Source organism: Micromonospora sp. NPDC007230 (assembly GCF_042869115.1).
Lineage (GTDB): Bacteria > Actinomycetota > Actinomycetes > Mycobacteriales > Micromonosporaceae > Micromonospora.
The window spans coordinates 344176-366039 of the sequence record NZ_JBIAFE010000003.1 but is presented as its reverse complement, the minus strand read 5'-3'; the positions used below and the strand labels follow the sequence as shown (position 1 = coordinate 366039).

The window sequence follows — 21864 nt, the reverse complement described above, 5'->3', positions numbered from 1 at the left end:
GTCGGGTGGTTGTGCTGCACGGACGCCTCGTCGCCTCCGGACGCCCACGACCGGGCGGTGGCAGAGACCCCGGACGCGGCCAAACCGGACGCCGCACCCACCCGGTGCCACGGCTCTGTCGGATCGCCGGGCTAGGCTCGCTGCGGCGCGCCGCGCGAGGCGATGAAGCCGGTGAGCGGCACCACACCGCCGAGACCTGGGAGTACGACCAGTTGACCGCACAGCCTGAGACCCTGTACGGGGCCGACGACCTGACGCACCTGGAGGGGCTGGACGCTGTCCGCAAGCGCCCCGGCATGTACATCGGCTCGACCGACAGCCGTGGCGTGGGTCACCTCGTCAACGAGATCCTCGACAACTCCACCGACGAGGGTGTCGCGGGTCACGCCACCAAGATCGACGTGATCCTGCACGCCGACGGCTCGGTGCAGGTCGACGACGACGGGCGGGGCATCCCCACCGACGTGCACGCCAAGTCCGGCATCTCCGGCGTCGAGCTGGTGCTGACCCGGCTGCACGCGGGCGGCAAGTTCGGCGGTTCGGGCTACAAGACCTCCGGCGGGCTGCACGGCGTGGGCGCCTCCGCGGTCAACGCGCTCTCCCGGCGGTTCGACGTCACGGTCCGCCGCGGTGGCAAGATCCACTCGATGTCGTTCCGGCACGGCGTACCTGGGATCTTCGACGGGGACGGCGCGGACGCGCCGTTCACGCCCGGCCCCGGCCTGCAGATCGTCGGCGCGATGAAGCGCCGCCAGCCGACCGGCACCTCGATCCGCTGGTGGCACGACCCGCGCTACTTCGAGACCGGCGCGACGCTGGACACCGAGGCGGTCCGGCTCAAGCTGCGCAACACCGCCTTCCTCGTCCCCGGCGTGGCATACCGGCTGCGCGACGAGACGGGGGAGGAGGCCGTCGAGGAGAGCTTCCACTTCCCCAACGGCCTCACCGACATGGTGGAATACCTCGCCCCGGCCGGCGACCGCCCGGTCTCCGGCACGCTGCTGGTCACCGGCGAGGGGACCTACCGGGAGAACGCCGCCGACGCCAACGGCGTGATGCAGTCCAACGTGCAGCGCCGGGCCGAGGTCGAGGTCGCGTTCCGCTGGGGCACCGGCTACGAGCGCACCGTCGAATGCTTCACCAACACCATCCGCAACGCGCACGGCGGCACCCACCGCAAGGGCTTCGAGCGGGCCCTGGCGCGTACCCTCGCCGAGGCCGCCCGCAACACCCGCGGCCTGCTCAAGCCCAAGGAGGACGCGCCCACCCTGGACGACGTCCTGGAGGGCATGACCGCAGTGGTGCACGTGCGGATCCCGGAGCCGCAGTTCACCTCGCAGACCAAGGACGAGCTCTCCACCGCCGGCATCACCAAGGTGCTGCAGGGCCTGGTCGAGCAGCACCTCAAGGCCTGGCTGGAGGACCGGAAGACCAAGACCGAGGCCCGGACGGTGCTGCAGAAGATCGTCGACGCGGCGCGGGTGCGACTCACCCAGAAGCAGCAGAAGGACGCCGCCCGGCGCAAGACCGCGCTGGAGGGCGCGTCGATGCCGGCCAAGCTGGTCGACTGCCGGGCCACCGGGGTGGACCGCAGCGAGCTGTTCATCGTGGAGGGCGACAGCGCCCTCGGCACCAGCCGGATGGCCCGCTCCTCGGAATACCAGGCCCTGCTGCCCATCCGCGGCAAGATCCTCAACGTGCAGAAGGCCAACCTCCAGCAGGTGCTGGACAATGCCGAGTGCGCGGCGATCGTGCAGGTGCTCGGCGCCGGCTCCGGGCGTACCTTCGACCTGTCGGCGATGCGCTACGGCCGGGTCCTCATCATGGCCGACGCGGACGTCGACGGCGCGCACATCCGTACCCTGCTGATCACGCTCTTCGCCCGGTACATGCGACCGCTGATCGAGGCCGGCCGGCTCTACGCGGCCATGCCACCCCTGCACAAGATCACCACCAAGGGGCGCAATCCGCAGACCGTCTACACCTACACTCAGGCCGAGATGGAGGCGACGGTCCGCAAGCTGGAGAAGGCCGGCAAGCAGATCGTCACCCCGATCCCGCGCTTCAAGGGACTCGGCGAGATGGACGCCGACGAGCTCTGGGAGACCACCATGAACCCGGCCACCCGGGCGGTCCGCCGGATCACCATCGACGACGTCGAGGCCGCCGAGCGGATCCTCGAACTGCTCATGGGGGAGAAGGTCGAACCCCGCCGCAACTGGCTCATCGACTCGGCCGACCGGGTCGATCGCGAAGCCATCGACGCCTGACCACCGGGTTCGTTTCGGAAGGAAAGCTGAACCATGGCACGCCGTAGGGACGACCGCGCCCGCGCCGACCTGTCCGCGTTCGACCAGGCCGGTGCCCGGGTCTTCGACAATCCGCTGGTCACCGAGGTCTCCGACTCCTACCTGGAGTACGCCTTCTCGGTCATCCACTCCCGCGCCCTGCCCGACGCGCGGGACGGCCTCAAGCCGGTGCACCGGCGCATCCTCTGGTCGATGTACGAGCAGGGCCACCGCCCCGACCGGGGGCACGTGAAGTCCGCCCGGATCGTCGGCGACGTGATGGGTAAGTACCACCCGCACGGCGACGCCGCGATCTACGACGCGATGGTCCGCCTCGCCCAGGACTTCTCGCTCAACGTGCCGCTGATCGACGGGCACGGCAACTTCGGCTCGCCGGACGACGGCCCGGCCGCCGCCCGCTACACCGAGGCCCGGATGTCCCGGGAGGCGATGCTGCTCGTCGGCGAGCTGGGCGAGGACACGGTCGACGTCGAGCCCAACTACGACGGCTCGCTCACCCAGCCCACCGTGCTGCCGGCAGCTTTCCCCAACCTGCTGGTCAACGGCGCGTCCGGGATCGCGGTCGGCATGGCCACCAACATGATCCCGCACAACCTGGGCGAGGTCGTCCAGGCGGCCCGCTGGCTGATCAACCACCCGGACGCCACGCTGGACAAGCTCATGGAGTTCGTCCCCGGCCCGGACCTGCCGACCGGCGGGCTGCTGCTCGGCCTGGACGAGGTGCGCCGGGCGTACGAGACCGGCCGGGGCGTGGTGCGGATGCGCGGCCGGGTGGAGATCGGCCCGCTGGAGGGCAGCCGCGGCCGGCAGGCCATCACGGTCACCGAGCTGCCCTACGGCGTCGGTGCGGAGAAGGTCATCGCGGCCATCACCAACGAGGTCAACAAGACCAAGCGGCTCTCCGGCATCGCCGACGTCAAGGACCTCACCGACCGGGAGAACGGCACCCGCCTGGTCGTCGAGTGCAAGGTCGGGGTCAACCCGCAGGCGCTGCTCGCCGACCTCTACCGGCTCACCCCGCTGGAGCAGTCCTTCGGCGTGAACAACCTGGTCCTGGTGGACGGCCAGCCGCAGACCCTGGGGCTCAAGGAGCTGCTGGACGTCTTCCTCGCCCACCGGTACGAGGTGGTGACCCGGCGCAGCGCGTACCGCAAGCGCAAGCGCGAGGAGCGGCTGCACCTGGTCGACGGTCTGCTGATCGCCCTGCTCGACATCGACAAGGTGGTCAAGCTGATCCGGGCCAGCGAGGACGCCCAGGCCGCCAAGGACGGCCTGATGCAGAAGTTCAAGCTCTCCGAGATCCAGGCGACCTACATCCTGGACACCCCGCTGCGGCGCCTCACCAAGTACGACCGGCTGGAGCTGGAGGCCGAGCAGGAGAAGCTGCGCGCCGAGATCGCCGAGCTGTCGAAGATCCTCGACGACCCGAAGGTGCTGCGGAAGCTCGTCTCCGACGAGCTGGCCGCCGTGGTCAAGCAGTTCGGCACCGAGCGCCGCACCACCCTGGTCGACGGGGACCTCAAGGAGGTGCTGGCCGCCTCCGTTCCGGCCGGGCCGCTGGAGGTCGCCGACGACCCGTGCCAGGTGATCCTCTCCGCCACCGGGCTGGTAGCCCGGACCGCGGCCGAGTCGGAGGAGGCCACCGAGGGGCGCCGGCGCAGCGGCCGGGTCAAGCACGACGCGGTACGCGCCGTCGTCTCCTCCACCGCGCGGGGCCGGGTGCTCCTGGTCACCAGCGCCGGGCGGGCCTTCAAGATCGACGTACTGCCGCTGCCGGTGCTGCCCGAGCAGTCCGGCACGGTGTCGCTGCGCGGCGGCATGTCCGCGGCCGAGCTGGCGCCGCTGGAGCCGGGGGAGACCGTGGTGGGGCTGGCGCCGCTCGGCCCGTCCGCCGAGGGATCGCCCGGCCTGGCGCTGGGTACCCGGCAGGGCGTGATCAAGGTCTGCGCGCCCGAGTGGCCGGTCCGCTCGGACGAGTTCGAGGTGATCTCCCTGCGCGACGGCGACGAGGTGGTCGGGGCTACCTGGCTCACCGACGGCGCCGAGACGCTGGCGTTCGTCTCCTCGGAGGCGTCACTGCTGCGTTTCGCCGCGTCGCTGGTGCGCCCGCAGGGCATCAAGGGCGGCGGCATGTCCGGCATCAACCTGCCGGCCGGGGCGACGGTCGTCTTCTTCGGCGCGGTCCGCACCGACGACCCGGGGCACGGGGAGCCGATGGTGGTCACCTCGACCGGCGCCACGGTGAAGGTGACGCCGCTCAAGGCGTACCCGGCGAAGGGGCGGGCGACCGGCGGGGTGCGCGCGCAGCGGTTCCTCAAGGGTGAGGTGGATCTGGCGGTGGCCTGGGTCGGTCCGCGTCCGGTCGGCGCGACCGCCACCGGCGATCCGGTGGAACTGCCCCCGGCGGACCCCCGCCGCGACGGTTCCGGCTTCGCGGTCATGCTCGGCCCCACCGTCGTCGGCCACCAGATCGAACGCGACTGACCAGGCGGGCCGGCAGGGCCGGCGGCTCACGCCGCCGGCCCTGCCGCGTTTCCCGCCCGCCCCGCGTGTTGATCATGACGTTGGCGATCCCGAAACGGACATCTCGCCCAGCCAACCTCATGATCACCGAGGTGGTCTCGGAGTTGGGGAGGGGTCAGAGTTCGGGTTCGGGGGCGGGGCGGGATTCCGGCGTGGTGCCGCGCAGGCGGGCGATGAGGCGCATGCCGTGGTAGATGACCAGGGCAGCGGCGGTGCCGAGGGCGATGCCGCTGAACGACAGGTCGCCGGCGGTGAGGGTGTAGTTGGCCGCCCCGATGATCACCGCCACGGCGGCGGTCATCAGGTTGACCGGGTCGTGGAAGTCGACCCGGTTCTCGATCCAGATCCGCGCGCCGAGGATCGCGATCAGGCCGTAGAGGGCGGTGGTCGCCCCGCCCAGCACCCCGGCCGGCACGGTGAGGATCAGCGCGCCGAACTTCGGGCTCAGCCCGAGCAGCACCGCCGCCAGGCCGGCCACCCAGTACGCGGCGGTCGAGTAGACCCGGGTCGCCGCCATCACGCCGATGTTCTCCGCGTACGTGGTGGTGCCGGAGCCACCGCCCGAGCCGGCGAGCACGGTGGCGATGCCGTCACCGAGGAACGCCCGGCCCATGTCCCGGTCGAGGTTGCGGCCGGTCATCGCGGCGACCGCCTTGACGTGCCCGGCGTTCTCCGCGATCAGCACCAGGATCACCGGGATGACCAGCACCACCGCCCGGACGCTGAAGCTCGGGGCGTGCAACTGCGGCAGCCCCACCCAGGCGGCCTCCTTCAGCCCGGTGACCGCCTTCGGGTCGAGTTCGCCGAGGACTGCGGCGAGCACCCAGCCGACCACCACGCCGAGCAGGATGGAGAGCCGGGCCAGGAAGCCGCGGAAGACCACCGTGGCGACCAGGATCGCGACCAGGGTGACCACCGCGATCAGGGGCTGGGCCTTGACGCCCGTGCCGCTGCCCCCGCCGTCCCAGGCCACCGGGGCCAGGTTGAGCCCGATCAGCGCGACGATGGCGCCGGTGACCACGGGCGGCATGAGCGCGTCGATCCAGCGTGCGCCGGCCCACTGCACCACCAGGCCGACCAGGGCCAGCACCGCGCCGACCACCACGATGCCACCCAGCGCCGCCGGGATTCCGCCGCTGGTCTTCGCGGCCAGCACCGGGGCGATGAACGCGAACGACGAGCCCAGGTACGACGGCAGCCGGTTGCCGGTGATCAGCAGGAACAGCAGCGTGCCGAGCCCGGAGAAGAAGAGCGTGGTGGCCGGCGGGAAGCCGGTGATCAGCGGCACCGTGAAGGTGGCGCCGAACATCGCGACGACGTGCTGCACGCCGACGCCGACGGTACGCGGCCAGGACAGCCGCTCGTCGGGATGCACCACGTCGCCGGGGCGGACGGACCGGCCGTCGCCGTGCAGGTGCCACGGGGACCAGCGGGGTCGTGGCTCGGTGGAGGACTGGGACATGCTCCGCCCTTCGCGTCGTCAGGTGACGGGGGCGTGATCGACCCTGAGGGTCGTTTGTAGCACGTCACGGATCCGCGTCCGGGTGCGGTGGGCCGGATCCGGCACCGCCGGGGGGCGTGCGCCGGCGCGGCCCGAGCCGGCCGGGGTCAGGCGACGCCGGCGGGACGGAACTGGACGCTGATCCGGGGACCGACCGGGCGGGCGGTCTTGGGGATGGCGTGCTCCCAGGTGCGCTGGCACGACCCGCCCATCACCACCAGGTCGCCGTGGCCGAGCGGGAAGCGCAGGCTCGCCCCGCCGCCGCGGGGACGCAGCAGCAGCGGGCGCGGCGAGCCGAAGGACACGATGGCCACCATGGTGTCGCTGTGTGCGGAGCGGCCCAGCGTGTCGCCGTGCCAGGCGACGCTGTCGCGGCCGTCGCGGTAGAGGCACATGCCGGCGGTGACGAAGGGCTCGCCCAGTTCGGCCGCGTAGTGCCGGGTGAGCGCCGCGCGCGCCTCGGTGAGCACCGGGTGGGGCAGTGGGCGGCCGGCGCCGTACCAGCAGAGCAGGCGGGGCACGTCGACCTCGGTGTCGTACATGGTGCGGCGCTCGGCCCGCCAGGGCACGTCGCGCAGCAGCGTGTCGAGCACCCCGTCGGAGCCCCGCACCCAGCCCGGCAGGTGGTCGACCCACGCGCCGCGGCTCAGCGCGTGCCGGCGCAGCCCGCCGGCGAGCGGGCCGAGGGTCGGCCCCTGCTCGGCGAAGTCGAGCATCGAGGGCTGGTACGCGACGTCGGACACGACGCCGATCCTACCCGCATTTCGAACAGACGTACGAGGACGCTGTCTGCGGCTCGCCGACGTCCCGATGGCCGGGCGGCCCGACGGCGCGGGAGGCGGTCCGGGGCGCCGGCGGGTAGGGTGCCCGGCGGCGGCGGCGCGGTGGAGCGCCGCCCCGGGTGGTCTCGGTGCCGCCCGTCGTCGACCGCCCGAGGAGGAGACGCGCTGATGATCCTGCTGACGGTCGGGCGTCCGGCATGACCAGTACGCCGACCGTGGCCCAGGCCGTCCGGCTGCCGTCGCTGACCGGGTTGCGGTGGGTCGCCGCCCTGCTGGTCTTCGGCTTCCACGCGGGGACCATGCGGATCGTTGCCGAGCCCGACTACCAGGCTGTGGTGAGCTGGCTGTTCACCCTCGGCCTGTCCGGTGTGGAGTTCTTCTTCATCCTCAGTGGATTCGTCCTGGTGTGGTCGTACCGGGATGGTGAGCCCCGGCGTGCCTTCCTGCGTCGCCGGCTCGCCAAGATCTACCCGAACCACCTGGTCACCTTCGTGGCCGCGCTGCTGGTCGCGTTCTGGTTCGCCGACCCGGTCGGCCTCTGGGCCGCCATGGGCAACCTGGCCCTGGTGCAGGCCTGGAACCCCACCCCCGGCCACTTCTACAGCGTCAACACGGTGAGCTGGTCGCTCTCCTGCGAACTCGCCTTCTATCTCTGCCTGCCGTTCGTGCTGCCCTACCTGCGCCGGTCGCGCACCGGGCTGCTCCGGGCGGTGGTGGTCGCCGCACCGCTGCTCATCCTGGCCCTCTGGCCGGGTCAGCTGCTGGTGCCCGAGGAGGACCGGTGGTGGTTCACCCAGGTCTTCCCGGTGGCGCGGTCGCTGGAGTTCTGGATGGGCGTGGCCGCGGCGGAACTGATGCGCCGGGGCCGCTGGCGTGGCCCGAACCTCACCGTGGCCAGCCTGCTCTTCGTCGCCACCTGGGTGGTCGCCGCGCAGTGGGTCCGCGCGGAGCTCTGGGCGGCTCTGCTCGCGGTCGCGTACCTCCTGGTCATCACCGCCGCGGCCGACGCCGACGTGCACGGCCGGCGCACCCCGTGGCGGTCTCGTCCGATGGTCTGGCTCGGTGAGGTCTCCTTCGCGTTCTACCTGGTGCACGTGCTGGTGATGCAGGCCGTGCTGCGCCTGACCGGGCACTGGGGCGACGGGCTGCGCGGCGGGTGGGGACCGCTCGCGGTGCTCGGCTTCCTGCTGGGCAACCTGCTGCTCGCCGCCGCCCTGCACCGCTGGGTGGAGACGCCGATGATGCGCCGGCTGGGACCGCCCCGGCGGGCCCGCGCGCAGGCCACCCCCGCCGCACCGGTCGAGGTCCGCGTGCCACGGCCCCGGTCGATCGAGTACGCGGGGCGGCGCGACCCGCGCTGAGCGGGCCGCAGAACCACACCCCCGCCGTCGGGCCGGTGTCCACGCTGGCCGGTGCGCCTCTGCGGCGGTGCGACACGCCCGGGGACGGTGCGATACGGCCGGTTCGACGGTAATTTGGACCGGTGCTTCCGATCGCGCTCACCTGTCCCGTGTGGTGGGTGGCGCGCTGGACCGCGCGCATGCTGGCCAGCCTGGCCGTGGTCGTCGCCTGCTCGCTCGGCGCCGCCACGTTGCCCCTGGGCCCGGCCGCGGCGGCGCACGCGGCTCCCGCGGCGGTCGCCGTCGACACCGCGACCGTTCGGGCCGGGCACCTCGGCGGCACCGAGTCCGCCGGCGCCGACCCCACCCTCCGGGCGCTGATCCGCTGGTCCGGCGGGGCCGCCGACGCGGTGGTCCGGGCCGGGACCGGAGCGCCCGGCCCCGCCGCGCGGATCGGCACCGGATCGGCTGCGGCGACCGGGTGGACGTCGTCCGGCGCCGACGCGGCCGGCGACCGGCAGGCCGTCCTGGCCAGCGCACCGGACTCGTCGGTGCGGGGCGTCGTGGTCGCCCCGGCCGACCGGCACCGCGTCCTGGTCGGGCTGGTCCCGGCGACCGTCGGCTCCCGGGCCCCGCCCGCCCGCTGACGAGCCCGGCGGGCCCCGGCCCGCCCACGCCGTACCCGAACCTCACCCGCACCGGCCCGGTGGCGGCGCCCGTACCCGGTCGCGCCCCCGCCCCGCCGGCCGTGCGGACCTCTCCACCACGTCGTTCCCGTGAGGTGCCGACCATGAAGCAGACCCTTCTCTACCACTTCCTGACCGAGGTTCCCGCGGCCGCCGCCATCTGGTCGGCCCTGCTCGTGCTCGCCCTGGGGGTGCTCGCCGCCCTGGTCGCCCGGCCCGAGCGGGGGACTCCGCCGGATCCCGCCCCCGACCCGGCCGCCGTGGCGGCCGCCCGCCGCGCCGACCTGCGCCGGTACGCCGACGAGGTGGCGGTCGCCGCCGCCGGGGCCCGGCAGACCGCCCGCCGGTGGCGCGAGCAGTGGCTGACCGCGCACGACGAGGTCGACCGGGCCTGGCGGGCGTACGACGAGGCCGAGGCGGCCGCCCGGCGGTTCGCGGGGGCCGCCGTGCTGCCCGAGCCGCGGACGCCCCGGACGCCGGCCGAGTACGCGGCCCGGGAGCGGTGGCTGCACCACGCCGCCATGACGGCGCACTGGCAGGGCGACCTGACCGCCCGGCAACTCGCGGACGTCCTCGCCGGGCGCAACGGGTGGGACCCGCGCCGGCATCCGGCCGAGCAGGAGATCGCCCTGACCCGGGTGGTACGCGACGGCCGGCGGGCCCGGTGGCGGGCGGCCGCCGAGCGGGAGCAGCGGGCCTGGCGGGACGCCGAAGTGGCCGCCGAGGCGGCCCGGGTGCTGGCCGTGGAGGCGCACGCGGCCGCCGAGGCGGTGCGCCCCGGAGCGGTCCCGGTACGCCCCGCCGAGGCGGTGACCCAGACCCTCGCCCCGGTGCCGACCGGCGCCGTCGCGGCGCACCCCGCACGGTGGCGTCCGGCGCGGGTCGGCTGAATCGTTATCCGAATTCGGTGAGCCCGGTCACGGCGACCGGGTAAACGGTCAACCGGATCAGGCGGGGCGATCGAGCCCCGCAATTCCCCTTCGATCCCCACCCGGATGTCCGATAGGCACCCGCCGGTTCCCGTTAAAAACGGTCGTCCCATTGAGTCGGGTCAGTGACCGACTGTTCCGGTCTCGGTAACGGTGGTTGACGTTTACGCAGGTGGGCGCGCTTGGCAGGCGGCGTACCCACCGGTAGTGTCAGCGCGTCCGGTGCGGTTTTCGATCGCAAGTGGCGACGCCGCGCCGACCCGCTCAATCGTGATCTCACGAACCGGGGACCCAGTGCAACACCGGGGTGAATCCGCGAGCCGAGGCCCGCGGTAGGGCCTACTTCCCGCCCGAATCCGTCAGCTAACCCGGTAGGCGGCCACGGAAGGAGTTCCAACCTCGTGCGAACCACCCCCCGATCCTCCCCCCGCCTCCACGGCGCCACGGTGCCGGCGCTCGCCTGACCCGCGAGTCCGTTCCGGTAACCGACCCCCGCCGCCCGGTCCGCCGGGCGCTCTTTTCCCGCGGCCACCCCGCCCAGGAACGCGCGTGAGCTACTCCGCGCGTCGGGCCGGCGTGTGCCGCTCCGGCCCCCGTGGAGGAACACGTGAAGCACCACCTGAAGCGTCAGCTGCGGCGCCTCGCGACCGAGCGCCCGTACCAGATCGTCGCCGGCTCCGCCGCGGCCCTCGTGCTGGCCGGCGGCGCCAGCGCGGCACTGGCCGGCACGAACGACGCGCCGGTCCGGCAGGAGACCACCGCCGCCGTCGCCGAACTGGCCCCGCGCCTCGGTGACGTCGCCACCCGGAGCGAGGCCCGGGTCGCCGCCCCGTCCCCGACCGCCTCGCCCAGCGCGTCGCCGTCGGCGAGGGCCAGCTCGGCCAAGCCGGACCCGGACGTGACGAAGACCGCGAAGGCGAAGCCGAAGCCGCCGTCGACGAAGGTCCTCGACTACAACTACGAGGCCCAGACCGCCTACTGGAACTGCGGTCCGGCCGCGGTGCGCAACGCGCTGAGCGCGAGCGGCGTCGAGACCACCCAGGACGCGATGGTCGCCCCGCTGAACGCCGGCGAGAACGGCACCAACTCGGCCGAGGACACCACCCGCGGGCTCAACCAGATGGTCAAGGGCAACCCGTACCGGACCCACATGATCCCCGGCCAGGCCGCGACCCCGGCGCAGATGGACCAGCTCCAGGCCGACGTGGTCAAGGCGATCACCGACGGCCGCGGCGTGGTGGTCAACATCGCCGGCTCCGCCACCGACACCAACGGCGGCTGGCACTCGTTCCCCGGCGGCCACTACATCGCCGTGGTCGGCTACAAGGACGACGGCCGGACGGTGCGGATCGCCGACTCGGCGAACCCGGCGCTGCCCGAGTACTGGATCACCACCATCGATCTGGCGAACTGGGCCGGCACCCGCGGCTACTCCGCCTGATCCCACCCCTGCACGTCGGGCACCGGCTCCAGGAGCCGGTGCCCGACGTCGTATCCGGGGCCGGTCTCGCGCCTGGTGTCCGTCCGGTGGCACACTGCGCCGTATGGGCGACGAGACGGGTACCCGCCAGCTGCTGCTGCTGCACGGCATGGGCGCCACCGGTGAGGTGTGGCTGCCCTGGGCGCCGCTGCTGGAGCGCCGCTGGGCGGGCCGCTGGCTGGCCCCCGACCTGGCCGGGCACGGCTGGTCGCCGCAACTGCCGGCGTACTCCTTCGAGGCGCTCGCGGACCGGGTGGTGGCGGGGCTCGGCCCGGTCGCCGACCGGCTCGGCCCCCGGGACCGGCTGGTGGTGCTCGGGCACTCGCTCGGCGGGGTGGTGGCGCTGGCGCTGGCCGCACGGACGCGGCAGCTTCCGATCGACGGGGTGGTCGGGCTCGGCATCAAGGTCGCCTGGTCGCCGGCCGAGCTGGACAAGGCCCGCGAGCTGGCCCAGCGGCCGGTGACCTGGTTCGCCAGCCGGGACGAGGCGGCCCGCCGTTACCTGCGGGTGGCCGGGCTGACCGGGCTGTTCGCCCCCGACCACCCGGTGGTGGACGCCGGGCTGCGCCGCGAGGACGGCCGCTGGCGGCTGGCCATGGACCCGGCCGCGTTCGCGGTCGGGGAGCCGCAGCTGCCCGCCCTGCTCGCCGCGACCGACGTGCCGGTGCTGTTGGCCCGGGGCGAGCAGGACCCGATGGTGTCCGACGCACAGCTCAAGGAGTTGGGCGTGCCGATGGCGACGCTGCCGGGGCTCGGCCACAACGCGCACGTCGAGGACCCCGCCGCCATCCTCGACCTGCTCGCGCCGTTCGCGGCGCCCGACGGGCCGTGACGCCGTCGCCCCGCAGGCAGGGCGACGACATCACGACCGCAGGTTGCGTCAGTAGAAGCAGCCGGTGGCGGGCAGGGCGGACGGGGCGGGTGGGGCGACGCCGTCGTAGATGGCCAGCAGCATGTTCTGCGGGCAGCGGTTGGCGCCGTTGACCCGGACCTCCAGGTGCAGGTGGGGGCCGGTCACGTTGCCGGTGGCCCCGGTGTAGCCGAGGACCTGGCCGGCGCTGACCCGGGAGCCGGCGGCGACCGAGCGCGAGTTCAGGTGGCAGTAGAGGTAGTAGGCGCCGTCGTCGGCGGTGATGCCGATGCCGAGGCCACAGCTGCCGCCGACGTGCCCGATCGTCCCGGAGGTGATCGCGTACGTGGTCGTGCCGGTCACGGTGGGCAGGTCGATCGCCGGGTAGTCGTGGTGCGGATCGTCGTACTCGCTGCGGGGCAGCACCGACTTGCCGATGACCAGCCGGTAGTTGCCGGTGCCGCCGCTGCCGCCGGTCAGGTACTGCCAGGTGGTGGTGTCGACCGAGCCGCCGGAGAGGCCACGGGCGGACTTGAAGTTGTTCACGGCGTTGGTCGTGGCCGGGCCCCAGTCGCCGTCCACGGCCAGGCCGTAGCCGTACTTGTTGAGTGCGGTCTGCAGCGCGCGGACCGCGTCGTTGTTGGCCCCGGCGCTCAGGGTGACCACCAGCTTGCTCCAGGTCTGCGCGCCGATTTGGCCGTCGGCGGAGAGGCCGTTGGCTGACTGGAAGGACTTCACGGTCGAGGTGGTGCCGGCGCCGTACTGGCCGTCGACCGCGATGCTGTAGCCGCGGTGGCGGAGCAGGTACTGGGCGGTGGTGACGTTGGCGCCGGTCGAGCCGTTGCTCAGCAGGGGCCAGGCCGGTGCCGCCGCCTGGGCCGCGGTCGGGCCGGTCAGGGCGGCCGCCACGGCGAGCGCGACCGCGCCGAGCCACATGGCGAGCTGGCGGAAAACGCTTTTCATAGGTGCTCCTGTGGACGAGGGGTGGCCGGCGTGCGGACGCGCCGCATCGCCGGTAGGGGGCCGACTACACCGAGTCGGCTGGGCGCCCGGGAGCAAGTATGATGATGAAGATAAATATTTACAATGGTGAATATGTGGCGGTGATTTTCGACACGCCGATGACCGCTCCGGCCATTGGCGACGGAGCGGTCAGGCGGTGGGGTGTGGGTCAGGCGGTGGGGGACAGCGGCGAGCCGTCCGGCGTGACCGCGTCGGCGGCGCGCGGGGCCGGCGGGTTCCAGCCGGGTTCGAGCTGCCGGCGGGCGGCGTCGAGGAACGCCTCGGCGTACGAATCGGCGGGGAAGTCGCCCAGGTAGCGGGTGCGGGTGGCCCAGCGGGCCGCGGCCTTCGGGTCGGTGTCGAGCAGCTCGGTCAGCACCTCGTCCACGTTGGACATGTCCCGGCGCAGCACGTAGCCGGAGCCGGCCAGGGGGAACCGGGCGACGAACTCGTCGCCGTCGGCGCCCATGTCGGTCACCGCGTACGGCTTGCCGGAGTAGAGGTAGTCGGAGATCACCCCGGAGACGTCCGAGACCAGTGCGTCGGAGCGGTTGACGCAGTCGGTCAAGGTCAGCTCGCGGCTGGCCGCCGCGCCCCACAGGTGCGCCCGGCCGGTCTTCGCCCGGTCCGCGGCGAGCAGCTCGGTGAGCCGGGCCAGCTGCCGCGCCGAGGCCGGGTTCTGCGCCGTGTACGGGTGGTGCCGCAGGATCACCGTGGCGCCCCGGTCCAGCAGCCGGCGGAGCACCGTCTCGGCCACCGGAAGGGAGCAGTAGTTCGCGTCCGCGTGGTGCCCCGTCCAGGTCGGCGTGTAGAGCACCGTCGGGTTGGCCAGGCCGCGGACCGGCTCCCGGCGTACCCCGATCGCCTCCACCTGGGGGCGGCCGACCACGACGAACTTCTCGGCGGGGATCTCCACGCCGGCGCGGGCGTACCGCTCGATCGCGGCCTGCCCGGCCACGAAGATCCGGTCGAAGATCGCCGACACCGGGTTTGCGCTGGGCGCCTTGTCGCTGTCCCCGTGGTGCAGCTGCACGTGGGTCAGGTGGGCGAACCGGATGCAGTGGCTGTTCTTCGCACCGTGGTTGACGTAGAACGCCGCCCGCAGGCTGGGCACCAGGGCCTCGTCCATGGCCTTGAGCGTCGGGCAGAACACCACGGGCGCGCTGGTCGCGGCGGCGATCGCCGGCAGGAACTCCGGCTCCCGCAGCATGACCAGGAACGGCCGGCCGATCCGCTCCAGGTAGGGCAGCCACATGGTGACCTGGTATTCCGAGCCGGGCGGGGCGGAGAAGTAGAGCACGAACTCGGGCTGGTGGCGGCGCAGCGCCCGGCCCACCGGCCCGCCCCCGGCCGGTGGCCGGAACCGCCGCCGGGCCAGGTCCAGCCCGACCGCGCCGCACCCGGCCCCGACCAGCAGGGCGGCGACCAGCGCGAGCCAGGCCGGCAGGGCGAGGACGGCGGCCACCGCCACCACGGCGAGCAGCACCAGCAGCGCGTCACCGAGCCGCGCGGCCACCAGCGGTGCCCAGCTGCGGACCGGCAGGTTGGCCGCGCGGATCTCCAGCGCCCCGGCCTCGCGCAGCGGCCCGACCAGCAGCACCAGGCCGAGCAGCACCAGCGCGGTGGCGGCCAGCGCCGGATCGAAGCCGGCGTCGAGGCGGCGGGCGTAGCCGACCAGGATTCCGGCGGCGACCAGCACCGACTCGGCGACGCCGTCGGCGGTGGGCCGTACCCGGCGTTCCCATGCGGCGGCGGCCAGGGCGGCGACCGCGATCGCCAGCCCCCAGCCGGTCGCGCCGGTGAGCGCCACGACGAGGAACGCCAGCACCGCCAGCCCGGTGGTCAGTGCCCGGGCGAGCAGCTTCCGGACCAGGTCACCACGCATCGCTACCGTCCCTCGGTCGTCCGGCCCGACGCCGAGGCTGCGGGCAGCTGCTCCGACAACTCCAGCTCGGCGCGTCTGGCGCCGCGCCGCGACCTGGAGTCGTCGTCCGACAACTCCAGCTCGGCGGGTCTGGGGTCGCGCCGCGACCTGGAGTCGTCGTCCGACAACTCCAGCTCGGCGGGTCTGCGTCTGGAGTCGTCGTCCTCCGGCTGGGCGGGCACCACGGCGACCTGCTCGCCGGCCGGCTGCTCGCCAGGGGCCCGGCGGACGTCGATGACCTGCCCGGTCAGCTCGGAGACGAGCACGTCGAGGGAGGCCTGCGCGACCGCCTCGGCGGAGAGCAGCGTGTGCTCCGGCTCCTCGCCGAACGCCCTGGTACGCATCGGCGTGGCGGTGCGCTCCGGGTTGACGCAGTTGACCCGTACGCCGAACTCGGCCCACTCGTCGGCGAGCGCCTGGGTCAGGTTGACCAGGGCCGCCTTGGTGGCCGAGTAGAGCGCGTACCGGGCCCGGCCGCGGGTGTACGAGCTGGAGGTGTAGAGCAGCAGCTGCCCCTTGGTCTGCCGCAGGTACGGCAGCGACTGCCGGGCGACGGTGACCGGGCCGACGAAGTTGACCTGCAGGAGCCGGTCCATCGTCGCGTCGTCCATCTCGGCGAGGGCGCCCTTCTCCAGGATCCCGGCGGTGACCACCACGTGGTCGATCCGGCCGGTCGCCTCGAAGGCGGTCCTCAGCGCCGCGGCCACGTCCTCGGCCCGCTCCACGTGGGTGCCGGTGGTGGAGCGGCTGAACGGGAAGACCTGGGCGCCGTAGCGGCGGGCCAGCTCGGTGAGGTCGTGGCCGATGCCGTAGCTGCCGCCGAAGACCACGATGGTCCGGCCGGTCAGCTCCTCGGTGTAGCTGCGGTGGTCGCTCACCCGGGGCGCCTGCGCGGCGGCGAGCTGGAAGAGCTTGTCCGCCAGGTGCACGTCGACCGGGTGGGTGACCTTGATGTTCTCGTCCGAGCCGTCGATCACCTTGATCGGCGTGCCGGGGAGATAGCGCAGCACCACGCCGCAGTCGTCGGTGGCGGCGAAGTCCGGGTCGCCCTCGGCCCGCCGGTACGCCTCCCGGATCGTGCCGGACCGGAACGCCTGCGGGGTCTGGCCCCGGCGCAGGGTGGCGCGGACCGGGATGTCGGTGATGCAGTCGTCCTGGTCGACCTGGATGATCGTGTCGGCGGACGGGATGGCCACGTCGACCGCCGAGTACGTCCAGAGGGCGTTCACGCACTCGCGCACGATCCGGGCGCTGACCAGCGGGCGGACCGCGTCGTGGAAGAGAACGTTGAAATCGCCCGCACCGATCGCGTCGAGGGCGATGCGGGTCGTGTCGTTGCGGGTCTCGCCGCCCTCGATCACCTTGCTGACCTTGTGGAAGCCGGCGTTGGCGACGATCCGTTGGGCTTCCGCCACGTGGCCGGCGGCCATCAGCACGATGATCTCGTCGATCTCCGGCGCGGCCTCGAAGACGGCGAGGGTGTGCTCGACGATCGGCTTGCCCGCGACCTTCAGCAGCTGCTTCGGGATGCCCAGCCCGAGGCGGGTCCCGGTTCCTCCGGCGAGGATCACGGCCACCGTTCGCGAGGGGCGCCACGGTGCCGGGTTGTCCGGCCTGGCGTTCCGTGCGGTGGTGCGGTCCTGCGTCATTGCGGTCCTCACTGATCCACGAGCTGTCGGGTGCACGGCGTCCGGACGTGACGTCCCGGCGGCCGGCATCGCCCCCGAGGGCGACGCCGGCCGCCGGAACGGGCCGCCTCAGCGGCTGGCCATGTAGTCCTCGTACGCCTTGGTCACCTCGTCGGTGGGGCCGTCCATCCGGATCAACCCCGACTCGAGCCAGATCGACCGCTCGCAGGTGTCCCGGATCGAGCCGATCGAGTGGCTGACCAGGAATACGGTACCCGCGTCCTCGCGCAGCTGACGGATGCGCTGCTCGCTGCGCCGGCGGAACCGGGTGTCACCCGTGGCCAGGGCCTCGTCGATCAGCAGCACGTCGTGCCGCTTGGCTGCGGAGATCGAGAACCGCAGCCGGGCCTGCATGCCGGAGGAGTACGTGCGCATCGGCAGGGTTCCGAAGTCGCCGCGCTCGTTGATCCCGGAGAAGGCGAGGATCTCCGGGGCTGCCTTGCGGGCCTGCTCCGGGCTCATGCCCATGGCCAGGCAGCCGAGCGTGACATTGCGTTCGCCAGACAGGTCGCCGAGCAGCGCCGCGTTGACGCCGAGCAGCGACGGCTGGCCCTGGGTGTAGATCGCGCCCCGGCTGACCGGCATCAGCCCCGCGATGGCCCGCAGCAGCGTCGACTTGCCGGAGCCGTTGCTGCCGATCAGGCCGATCGCCTCACCCCGGTACGCGGTGAAGCTGACACCCTTGACCGCGTGCACCTCGCGCAGGGTGGGCTTGTTGGGCTGGCGGGAAACGATCCGTCGCAGCGCGGCCACGGGGGAGCCGGGGCTGCCCGTGCCGGCACCGTACACCCGGTAGATGAGGTGCGCATCGTCCACGATCACCGTGGGGATCCGCTCGCCGGTGGCCGTGGTGGCCACCTCGGCGGCTACGTTCAGCTCAGCCACGACCGTACTCCTGTTCGCCGCGCCAGAAGTAGACAAAACCGCCCACACCCATCACGGCCGCCCAGACGACCGCCAGCAGCCAGAGCTGGGGTGCCGACGAGGTCAGCGGGGTCTTCTCCAGCAGGGCGTGCCGGACCAGTTCGATGTAGATCAGCAGCGGGTTGACGTGCACCACGTGCACCAGCAGTGCCGGCAGGTTCTCCTCGAACGCCTTCACGCTGTAGAGCACCCCGGAGCCGTACATCCAGGTACGCATGACGAACGGCATGACCTGCTTCACGTCGGTCAGCTTGGACCCGAGGCGGGCCAGAACCATCGCCAGGCCGGCGTTGAAGATCACCATGAGCGCCATCGCCGGGGCCGCCAGCAGCCACTGCACGGTGATCGGCTCGCCGGTCGCGAGCACGATCACCACCAGCACGGCCATCGCGTAGAGCAGGTTTCGGAACTGGGTGAGGGTCACCGCGAGGGGGAGGCTGGCGCGGGGGAAGTGCAGTGCCCGGACCAGTCCGAGGTTGCTGGTGATGGCCTGGGTGCCGCCGAGCGCCACGGTCTGGGTGAAGTTGAAGACGAACACCCCCACGCACAGGTACGCGATGAAGTTCGGCACACCCCGGCTCGTGCCGATGATGTAGCCGAAGATCAGGTAGTAGACCGCCACGTTGGTCAGCGGAGTCAGCACCTGCCACAGTTGGCCCAGCCGGGCCTGACTGAACGCGGCAACCGCCTTGGCGTGGGCGTACGTGGTGATGAAGTGTCGGTAGGACCACACTTGCTTCACGTACGCGACCAGGGTCGGCCGCGCGCCGGCGACGGTCAGGCCGTGCCGGGCGGCGAGTTGTGCCCGGCTGAGCCCTGAGTCGGCGTCGGCCACCGCCGTGTTGGCCATTGGTAGGCGCTCCGATCTCTTGTGCGATAGAAGATCTTCGACGGCAGAGAGCGTGGGTGCGGGTCGGACCCCCGCTCCGTCGATGCGTGGACGGTAGTTCAAAACACGTCGGGACGCAACCGTACCGTCGCTGCGGTACATTGTCCCCCGTGACGACCGAGAAGAGGCGTGCTCCCGCTGGAGCGGCGGTGCTGCGCGGCGAGATCACCACCGCCATCCGCGGTGCCGTCATGCAGGAACTCGCCGCAGTCGGCTACGGAAGGCTCTCCATCGAGGCAGTGGCCCGCCGGGCCGGTGTGAGTAAGACCGCCATCTACCGGCGCTGGAGTTCGAAGCTGGAGTTGGTGCTGGAGATCGTCTCGTCGGCGGCGGTGCGGAGTCTGCCGTTGCCGGACACCGGCGACCTCCGGGGCGACCTGGAGATGCTCTTTCTGATCATGTCCCGGGCGCTGCGGCACCCGCTCGCGGCGCAGATAATCCCCGATCTGCTGGCCGAGGCCGCCCGCAACCCGCGCATCGCGCAGACCCTGGAGGAGGCCCTGCGGGCCAACCAGCGCGACGTCGGTGGCCAGCTCATCGGCCGGGCGATCGAGCGCGGCGAGCTCGGCCCGGACATCGATCTCGACCTGGCGGTCGACCTCATCGTCGGCCCGCTGTACTGGCGGCTCGCCGTTTCCCGGGCACCCCTGTCCGCGGCGGACCTGCCCCGACTGGCGACCGTTGTCGCCACCGCACTGGAGGTAGCATGCCAACCGGCAGTCCGGGCAGAACCGGACGTTCATCTATCCCCCCTGACCGCGACCATCGATCCCATCGGGTCATGATCGTGTCAGTACCCCTCAGTTCGGTCTCAACCGGACCGGCTAGCATCGCGTCCCGAACGAGCACCCTGTCGACAGGAGGAAGCCCATGTCTGGGCTGAACGCGGAATTCATCCCCCCAGCCCGGCCGGTGATCGGCGAAGCCGAGATCGACGCGGCTGTCCGGGTGCTGCGCAGCGGCCTGGTGGTGCAGGGGCCGGAGGTCAAGGCGTTCGAGGAGGAGTTCGCCGAGCTGGTCGCCGGTCGGCACTGCGTCGCGGTGAACTCCGGCACCTCCGCCCTCCAGCTGACCCTGATGGCGCTCGGCTTCGGCCCCGGTGACGAGATCATCGTCCCCTCGTTCTCGTTCGCGGCCAGCGCGAACGCTGTCCGTCTTGTGGGCGCCGAGCCGGTCTTCGTCGACATCGAGCCCGGCTCGTTCTGCGTCGACCCGGCGGCCGTGGCCGCCGCGGTCACCCCGCGCACCGTGGCGATCATGCCAGTGCACCTCTACGGTCACCCGGCCGCGATGGACCGCATCATGCAGATCGCCGAGCGGCACGGCCTGGCCGTCGTCGAGGACGCCGCCCAGGCGCACGGCGCCGCGCTCGACGGCCAGCCGGTGGGCGCGTTCGGCACCGCGGGTTGCTTCAGCTTCTACCCGACCAAGAACATGCACTCGCTCGAGGGCGGCATGATCACCACCGCCGACCCCGAGCTGGCGCGGACCCTGCGCCTGCTGCGTAACCAGGGCATGGAGCAGCGGTACGCCAACGAGATCGTCGGTGCCAACATGCGAATGACCGACGTGGCGGCGGCCATCGGCCGGGTGCAGCTGCGCCAGCTTCCGGAGTGGACCGAGCAGCGGCGGGCGAACGCGAAGTTCCTCGACACCAACATCACCGGCATGGTGACCCCGCCGGTGGCCGACAACGCGAAGCACGTGTACCACCAGTACACGGTCCGGACCCAGGGCAACCGGGACGCCGCCCAGCGGCGCCTGACCGAGCTGGGCATCGGCAACGCGGTCTACTACCCGACCCCGATCCACCGGCTCAAGCCGTACCTGACCGAGGACGGCAAGCCCGGCCCGTGGGACCTGCCGGAGACCGAGCGGGCCGCCGCCGAGGTGATCTCGCTGCCGGTGCACCCGGCGCTGAGCCCGGCCGACCTTGAGCGCATCGCCGAGGGCGCGAACCTCGCCGGGGGTGCCCGATGAGCGAGGGACGTAAGTTGCGCGCCGGCCTGATCGGCCTCGGCGCGATGGGCCGCAACCACGCCCGGGTCCTGTCCGGCCTGGATGGTGTGGAGTTGGTCGGCATCGTCGACCCCGCCGGCGACGTCACCGGTACGCTGCGCGCGCCGGTCGTGCCCGAGCTGGGCGAACTGCTGGCCATGGGCATCGACTACGCGGTGGTCGCCTGCCCGACCGCGCTGCACGAGCAGGTCGGTCTCGAGCTGGCCCGCAATGGCGTCTGCGCGCTGATCGAGAAGCCGCTGGCCCAGTCGGTGGAGGCGGCCGGTCGGCTCGTTGAGGCCTTCGAGGCCGCCGGCCTGGTAGCCGGGGTCGGTCACATCGAGCGGTACAACCCCGCTCTGCAGAACCTGCGCCTGCGCCTGGAGGCGGGCGAACTGGGCGAGGTGTACCAGGTCGTCACCCGGCGGCAGGGCCCGTTCCCGCACCGGATCGCCGACGTCGGCGTGGTGATGGACCTCGCCACCCACGACATCGACCTGACCGGCTGGGTCACCGGGCAGGAGTACGCCTCGGTCTCGGCCCGGACGGTCTCCCGCAGCGGCCGGTTGCACGAGGACATGGTCGCCGTGGTCGGCCAGCTCGCCGACGGCACGATGGTCAACCATCTGGTCAACTGGCTGAGCCCGCTCAAGGAGCGGTCCACCGTGATCACCGGTGACAAGGGCTGCTTCGTGGCCGACACACTCACTGCGGACCTGACCTTCTACGCCAACGCCGCCATCGACACCGAGTGGGAGGCCCTGCGCGCGTTCCGCGGGGTCGCCGAGGGCGACATGGTCAGGTACGCCATCCCGAAGCGGGAGCCGCTGCTGGTGGAGCACGAGCGGTTCCGGGACGCGGTCGAGGGCAAGGACAGCGACATCGTCACCCTCCGGCAGGGTCTGCGGACGGTGCAGGTGGCCGCCGCGCTGCTGCAGTCCGCCGCCGACGGCAGCACAGTGTCCTGTGGCAGCGTCGGCATCCCGGCCGCCCGTACGCAGTCCTAGATCGATCGCGTCACACGCACCCTGAAGGGATC

Annotated in this window: 16 protein-coding genes, 1 pseudogene and 1 riboswitch; of the genes and pseudogenes, 10 read left to right on the top strand and 7 right to left on the bottom strand. The window is 72.5% G+C overall.

Annotation, left to right across the window (positions count from 1 at the left end):
* Window positions 1-212 precede the first annotated feature (212 nt).
* Window positions 213-2270 carry a type IIA DNA topoisomerase subunit B gene (locus ACFYML_RS06890; protein ID WP_387419674.1) on the top strand — a complete coding sequence of 686 codons (2058 nt, stop codon included), beginning with the start codon at window positions 213-215 and terminating at the stop codon, window positions 2268-2270.
* A 33-nt stretch (window positions 2271-2303) separates the two neighbouring features.
* Window positions 2304-4793 carry a DNA topoisomerase (ATP-hydrolyzing) subunit A gene (locus ACFYML_RS06885; protein WP_387419673.1) on the top strand — a complete coding sequence of 830 codons (2490 nt, stop codon included), beginning with the start codon at window positions 2304-2306 and terminating at the stop codon, window positions 4791-4793.
* Window positions 4794-4947: 154 nt separating this feature from the next.
* On the opposite strand, the gene ACFYML_RS06880 is transcribed toward ACFYML_RS06885, so the two are convergent.
* A complete protein-coding gene (locus ACFYML_RS06880; RefSeq protein WP_387419672.1) occupies window positions 4948-6294 on the bottom strand; it encodes a uracil-xanthine permease family protein in 1347 nt (448 codons plus the stop codon).
* 146 nt (window positions 6295-6440) lie between these two features.
* Complete coding sequence (locus ACFYML_RS06875) at window positions 6441-7076, bottom strand: alpha-ketoglutarate-dependent dioxygenase AlkB (protein ID WP_387419671.1); 636 nt, start codon at window positions 7074-7076, stop codon at window positions 6441-6443.
* A 236-nt stretch (window positions 7077-7312) separates the two neighbouring features.
* Between ACFYML_RS06875 and ACFYML_RS06870 the strand changes: the two genes are divergently transcribed.
* From ACFYML_RS06870 to ACFYML_RS06850, 5 genes are all read left to right on the top strand, one after another.
* Window positions 7313-8476, top strand: a complete 1164-nt coding sequence (locus tag ACFYML_RS06870) for an acyltransferase family protein (RefSeq protein WP_387419670.1) — start codon at window positions 7313-7315, stop codon at window positions 8474-8476.
* Window positions 8477-8598: 122 nt separating this feature from the next.
* Complete coding sequence (locus ACFYML_RS06865; protein ID WP_387419669.1) at window positions 8599-9102, top strand: hypothetical protein; 504 nt, start codon at window positions 8599-8601, stop codon at window positions 9100-9102.
* A gap of 143 nt (window positions 9103-9245) precedes the next feature.
* Entirely contained in the window at window positions 9246-10031 is a 786-nt protein-coding gene (locus ACFYML_RS06860; protein ID WP_387419668.1) for a hypothetical protein, read from the top strand.
* A 290-nt stretch (window positions 10032-10321) separates the two neighbouring features.
* A riboswitch (cyclic di-AMP (ydaO/yuaA leader) is annotated at window positions 10322-10463 on the top strand.
* A 202-nt stretch (window positions 10464-10665) separates the two neighbouring features.
* Entirely contained in the window at window positions 10666-11511 is an 846-nt protein-coding gene (locus tag ACFYML_RS06855; RefSeq protein ID WP_387419667.1) for a C39 family peptidase, read from the top strand.
* A gap of 103 nt (window positions 11512-11614) precedes the next feature.
* Window positions 11615-12382 carry an alpha/beta fold hydrolase gene (locus tag ACFYML_RS06850; RefSeq protein ID WP_387419666.1) on the top strand — a complete coding sequence of 256 codons (768 nt, stop codon included), beginning with the start codon at window positions 11615-11617 and terminating at the stop codon, window positions 12380-12382.
* A 48-nt stretch (window positions 12383-12430) separates the two neighbouring features.
* Here ACFYML_RS06850 and ACFYML_RS06845 read toward each other — a convergent pair whose 3' ends face one another.
* The 5 genes and pseudogenes from ACFYML_RS06845 to ACFYML_RS06825 all read right to left on the bottom strand — a co-directional run bounded on the left by ACFYML_RS06845 (window position 12431) and on the right by ACFYML_RS06825 (window position 18788).
* A complete protein-coding gene (locus ACFYML_RS06845) occupies window positions 12431-13363 on the bottom strand; it encodes a peptidoglycan-binding protein (protein WP_387419665.1) in 933 nt (310 codons plus the stop codon).
* A gap of 208 nt (window positions 13364-13571) precedes the next feature.
* Window positions 13572-15287, bottom strand: coding sequence for a CDP-glycerol glycerophosphotransferase family protein (locus ACFYML_RS06840; protein WP_387419664.1), 1716 nt, complete (start codon window positions 15285-15287; stop codon window positions 13572-13574).
* A gap of 146 nt (window positions 15288-15433) precedes the next feature.
* A pseudogene (locus ACFYML_RS06835) lies at window positions 15434-16975 on the bottom strand (D-ribitol-5-phosphate cytidylyltransferase); the annotation flags it as partial.
* A gap of 108 nt (window positions 16976-17083) precedes the next feature.
* Window positions 17084-17899 carry an ABC transporter ATP-binding protein gene (locus ACFYML_RS06830; RefSeq protein WP_387419663.1) on the bottom strand — a complete coding sequence of 272 codons (816 nt, stop codon included), beginning with the start codon at window positions 17897-17899 and terminating at the stop codon, window positions 17084-17086.
* Window positions 17892-18788 (bottom strand): ABC transporter permease, encoded by an 897-nt coding sequence (locus tag ACFYML_RS06825; protein WP_387419662.1) that lies wholly within the window; start codon window positions 18786-18788, stop codon window positions 17892-17894. Before ACFYML_RS06825 ends, ACFYML_RS06830 begins: the two co-directional genes overlap by 8 nt.
* A 188-nt stretch (window positions 18789-18976) precedes the next feature.
* Between ACFYML_RS06825 and ACFYML_RS06820 the strand changes: the two genes are divergently transcribed.
* The 3 genes from ACFYML_RS06820 to ACFYML_RS06810 all read left to right on the top strand — a co-directional run bounded on the left by ACFYML_RS06820 (window position 18977) and on the right by ACFYML_RS06810 (window position 21832).
* Window positions 18977-19612 carry a TetR/AcrR family transcriptional regulator gene (locus ACFYML_RS06820; protein WP_387419731.1) on the top strand — a complete coding sequence of 212 codons (636 nt, stop codon included), beginning with the start codon at window positions 18977-18979 and terminating at the stop codon, window positions 19610-19612.
* A gap of 85 nt (window positions 19613-19697) precedes the next feature.
* Complete coding sequence (locus ACFYML_RS06815; RefSeq protein ID WP_387419661.1) at window positions 19698-20807, top strand: DegT/DnrJ/EryC1/StrS family aminotransferase; 1110 nt, start codon at window positions 19698-19700, stop codon at window positions 20805-20807.
* On the top strand, window positions 20804-21832 hold the full coding sequence (locus ACFYML_RS06810; RefSeq protein ID WP_387419660.1) for a Gfo/Idh/MocA family protein: 1029 nt from the start codon (window positions 20804-20806) through the stop codon (window positions 21830-21832). The genes ACFYML_RS06815 and ACFYML_RS06810 overlap by 4 nt, the downstream gene beginning before the upstream one ends.
* The last annotated feature ends 32 nt before the right edge of the window (window positions 21833-21864 follow it).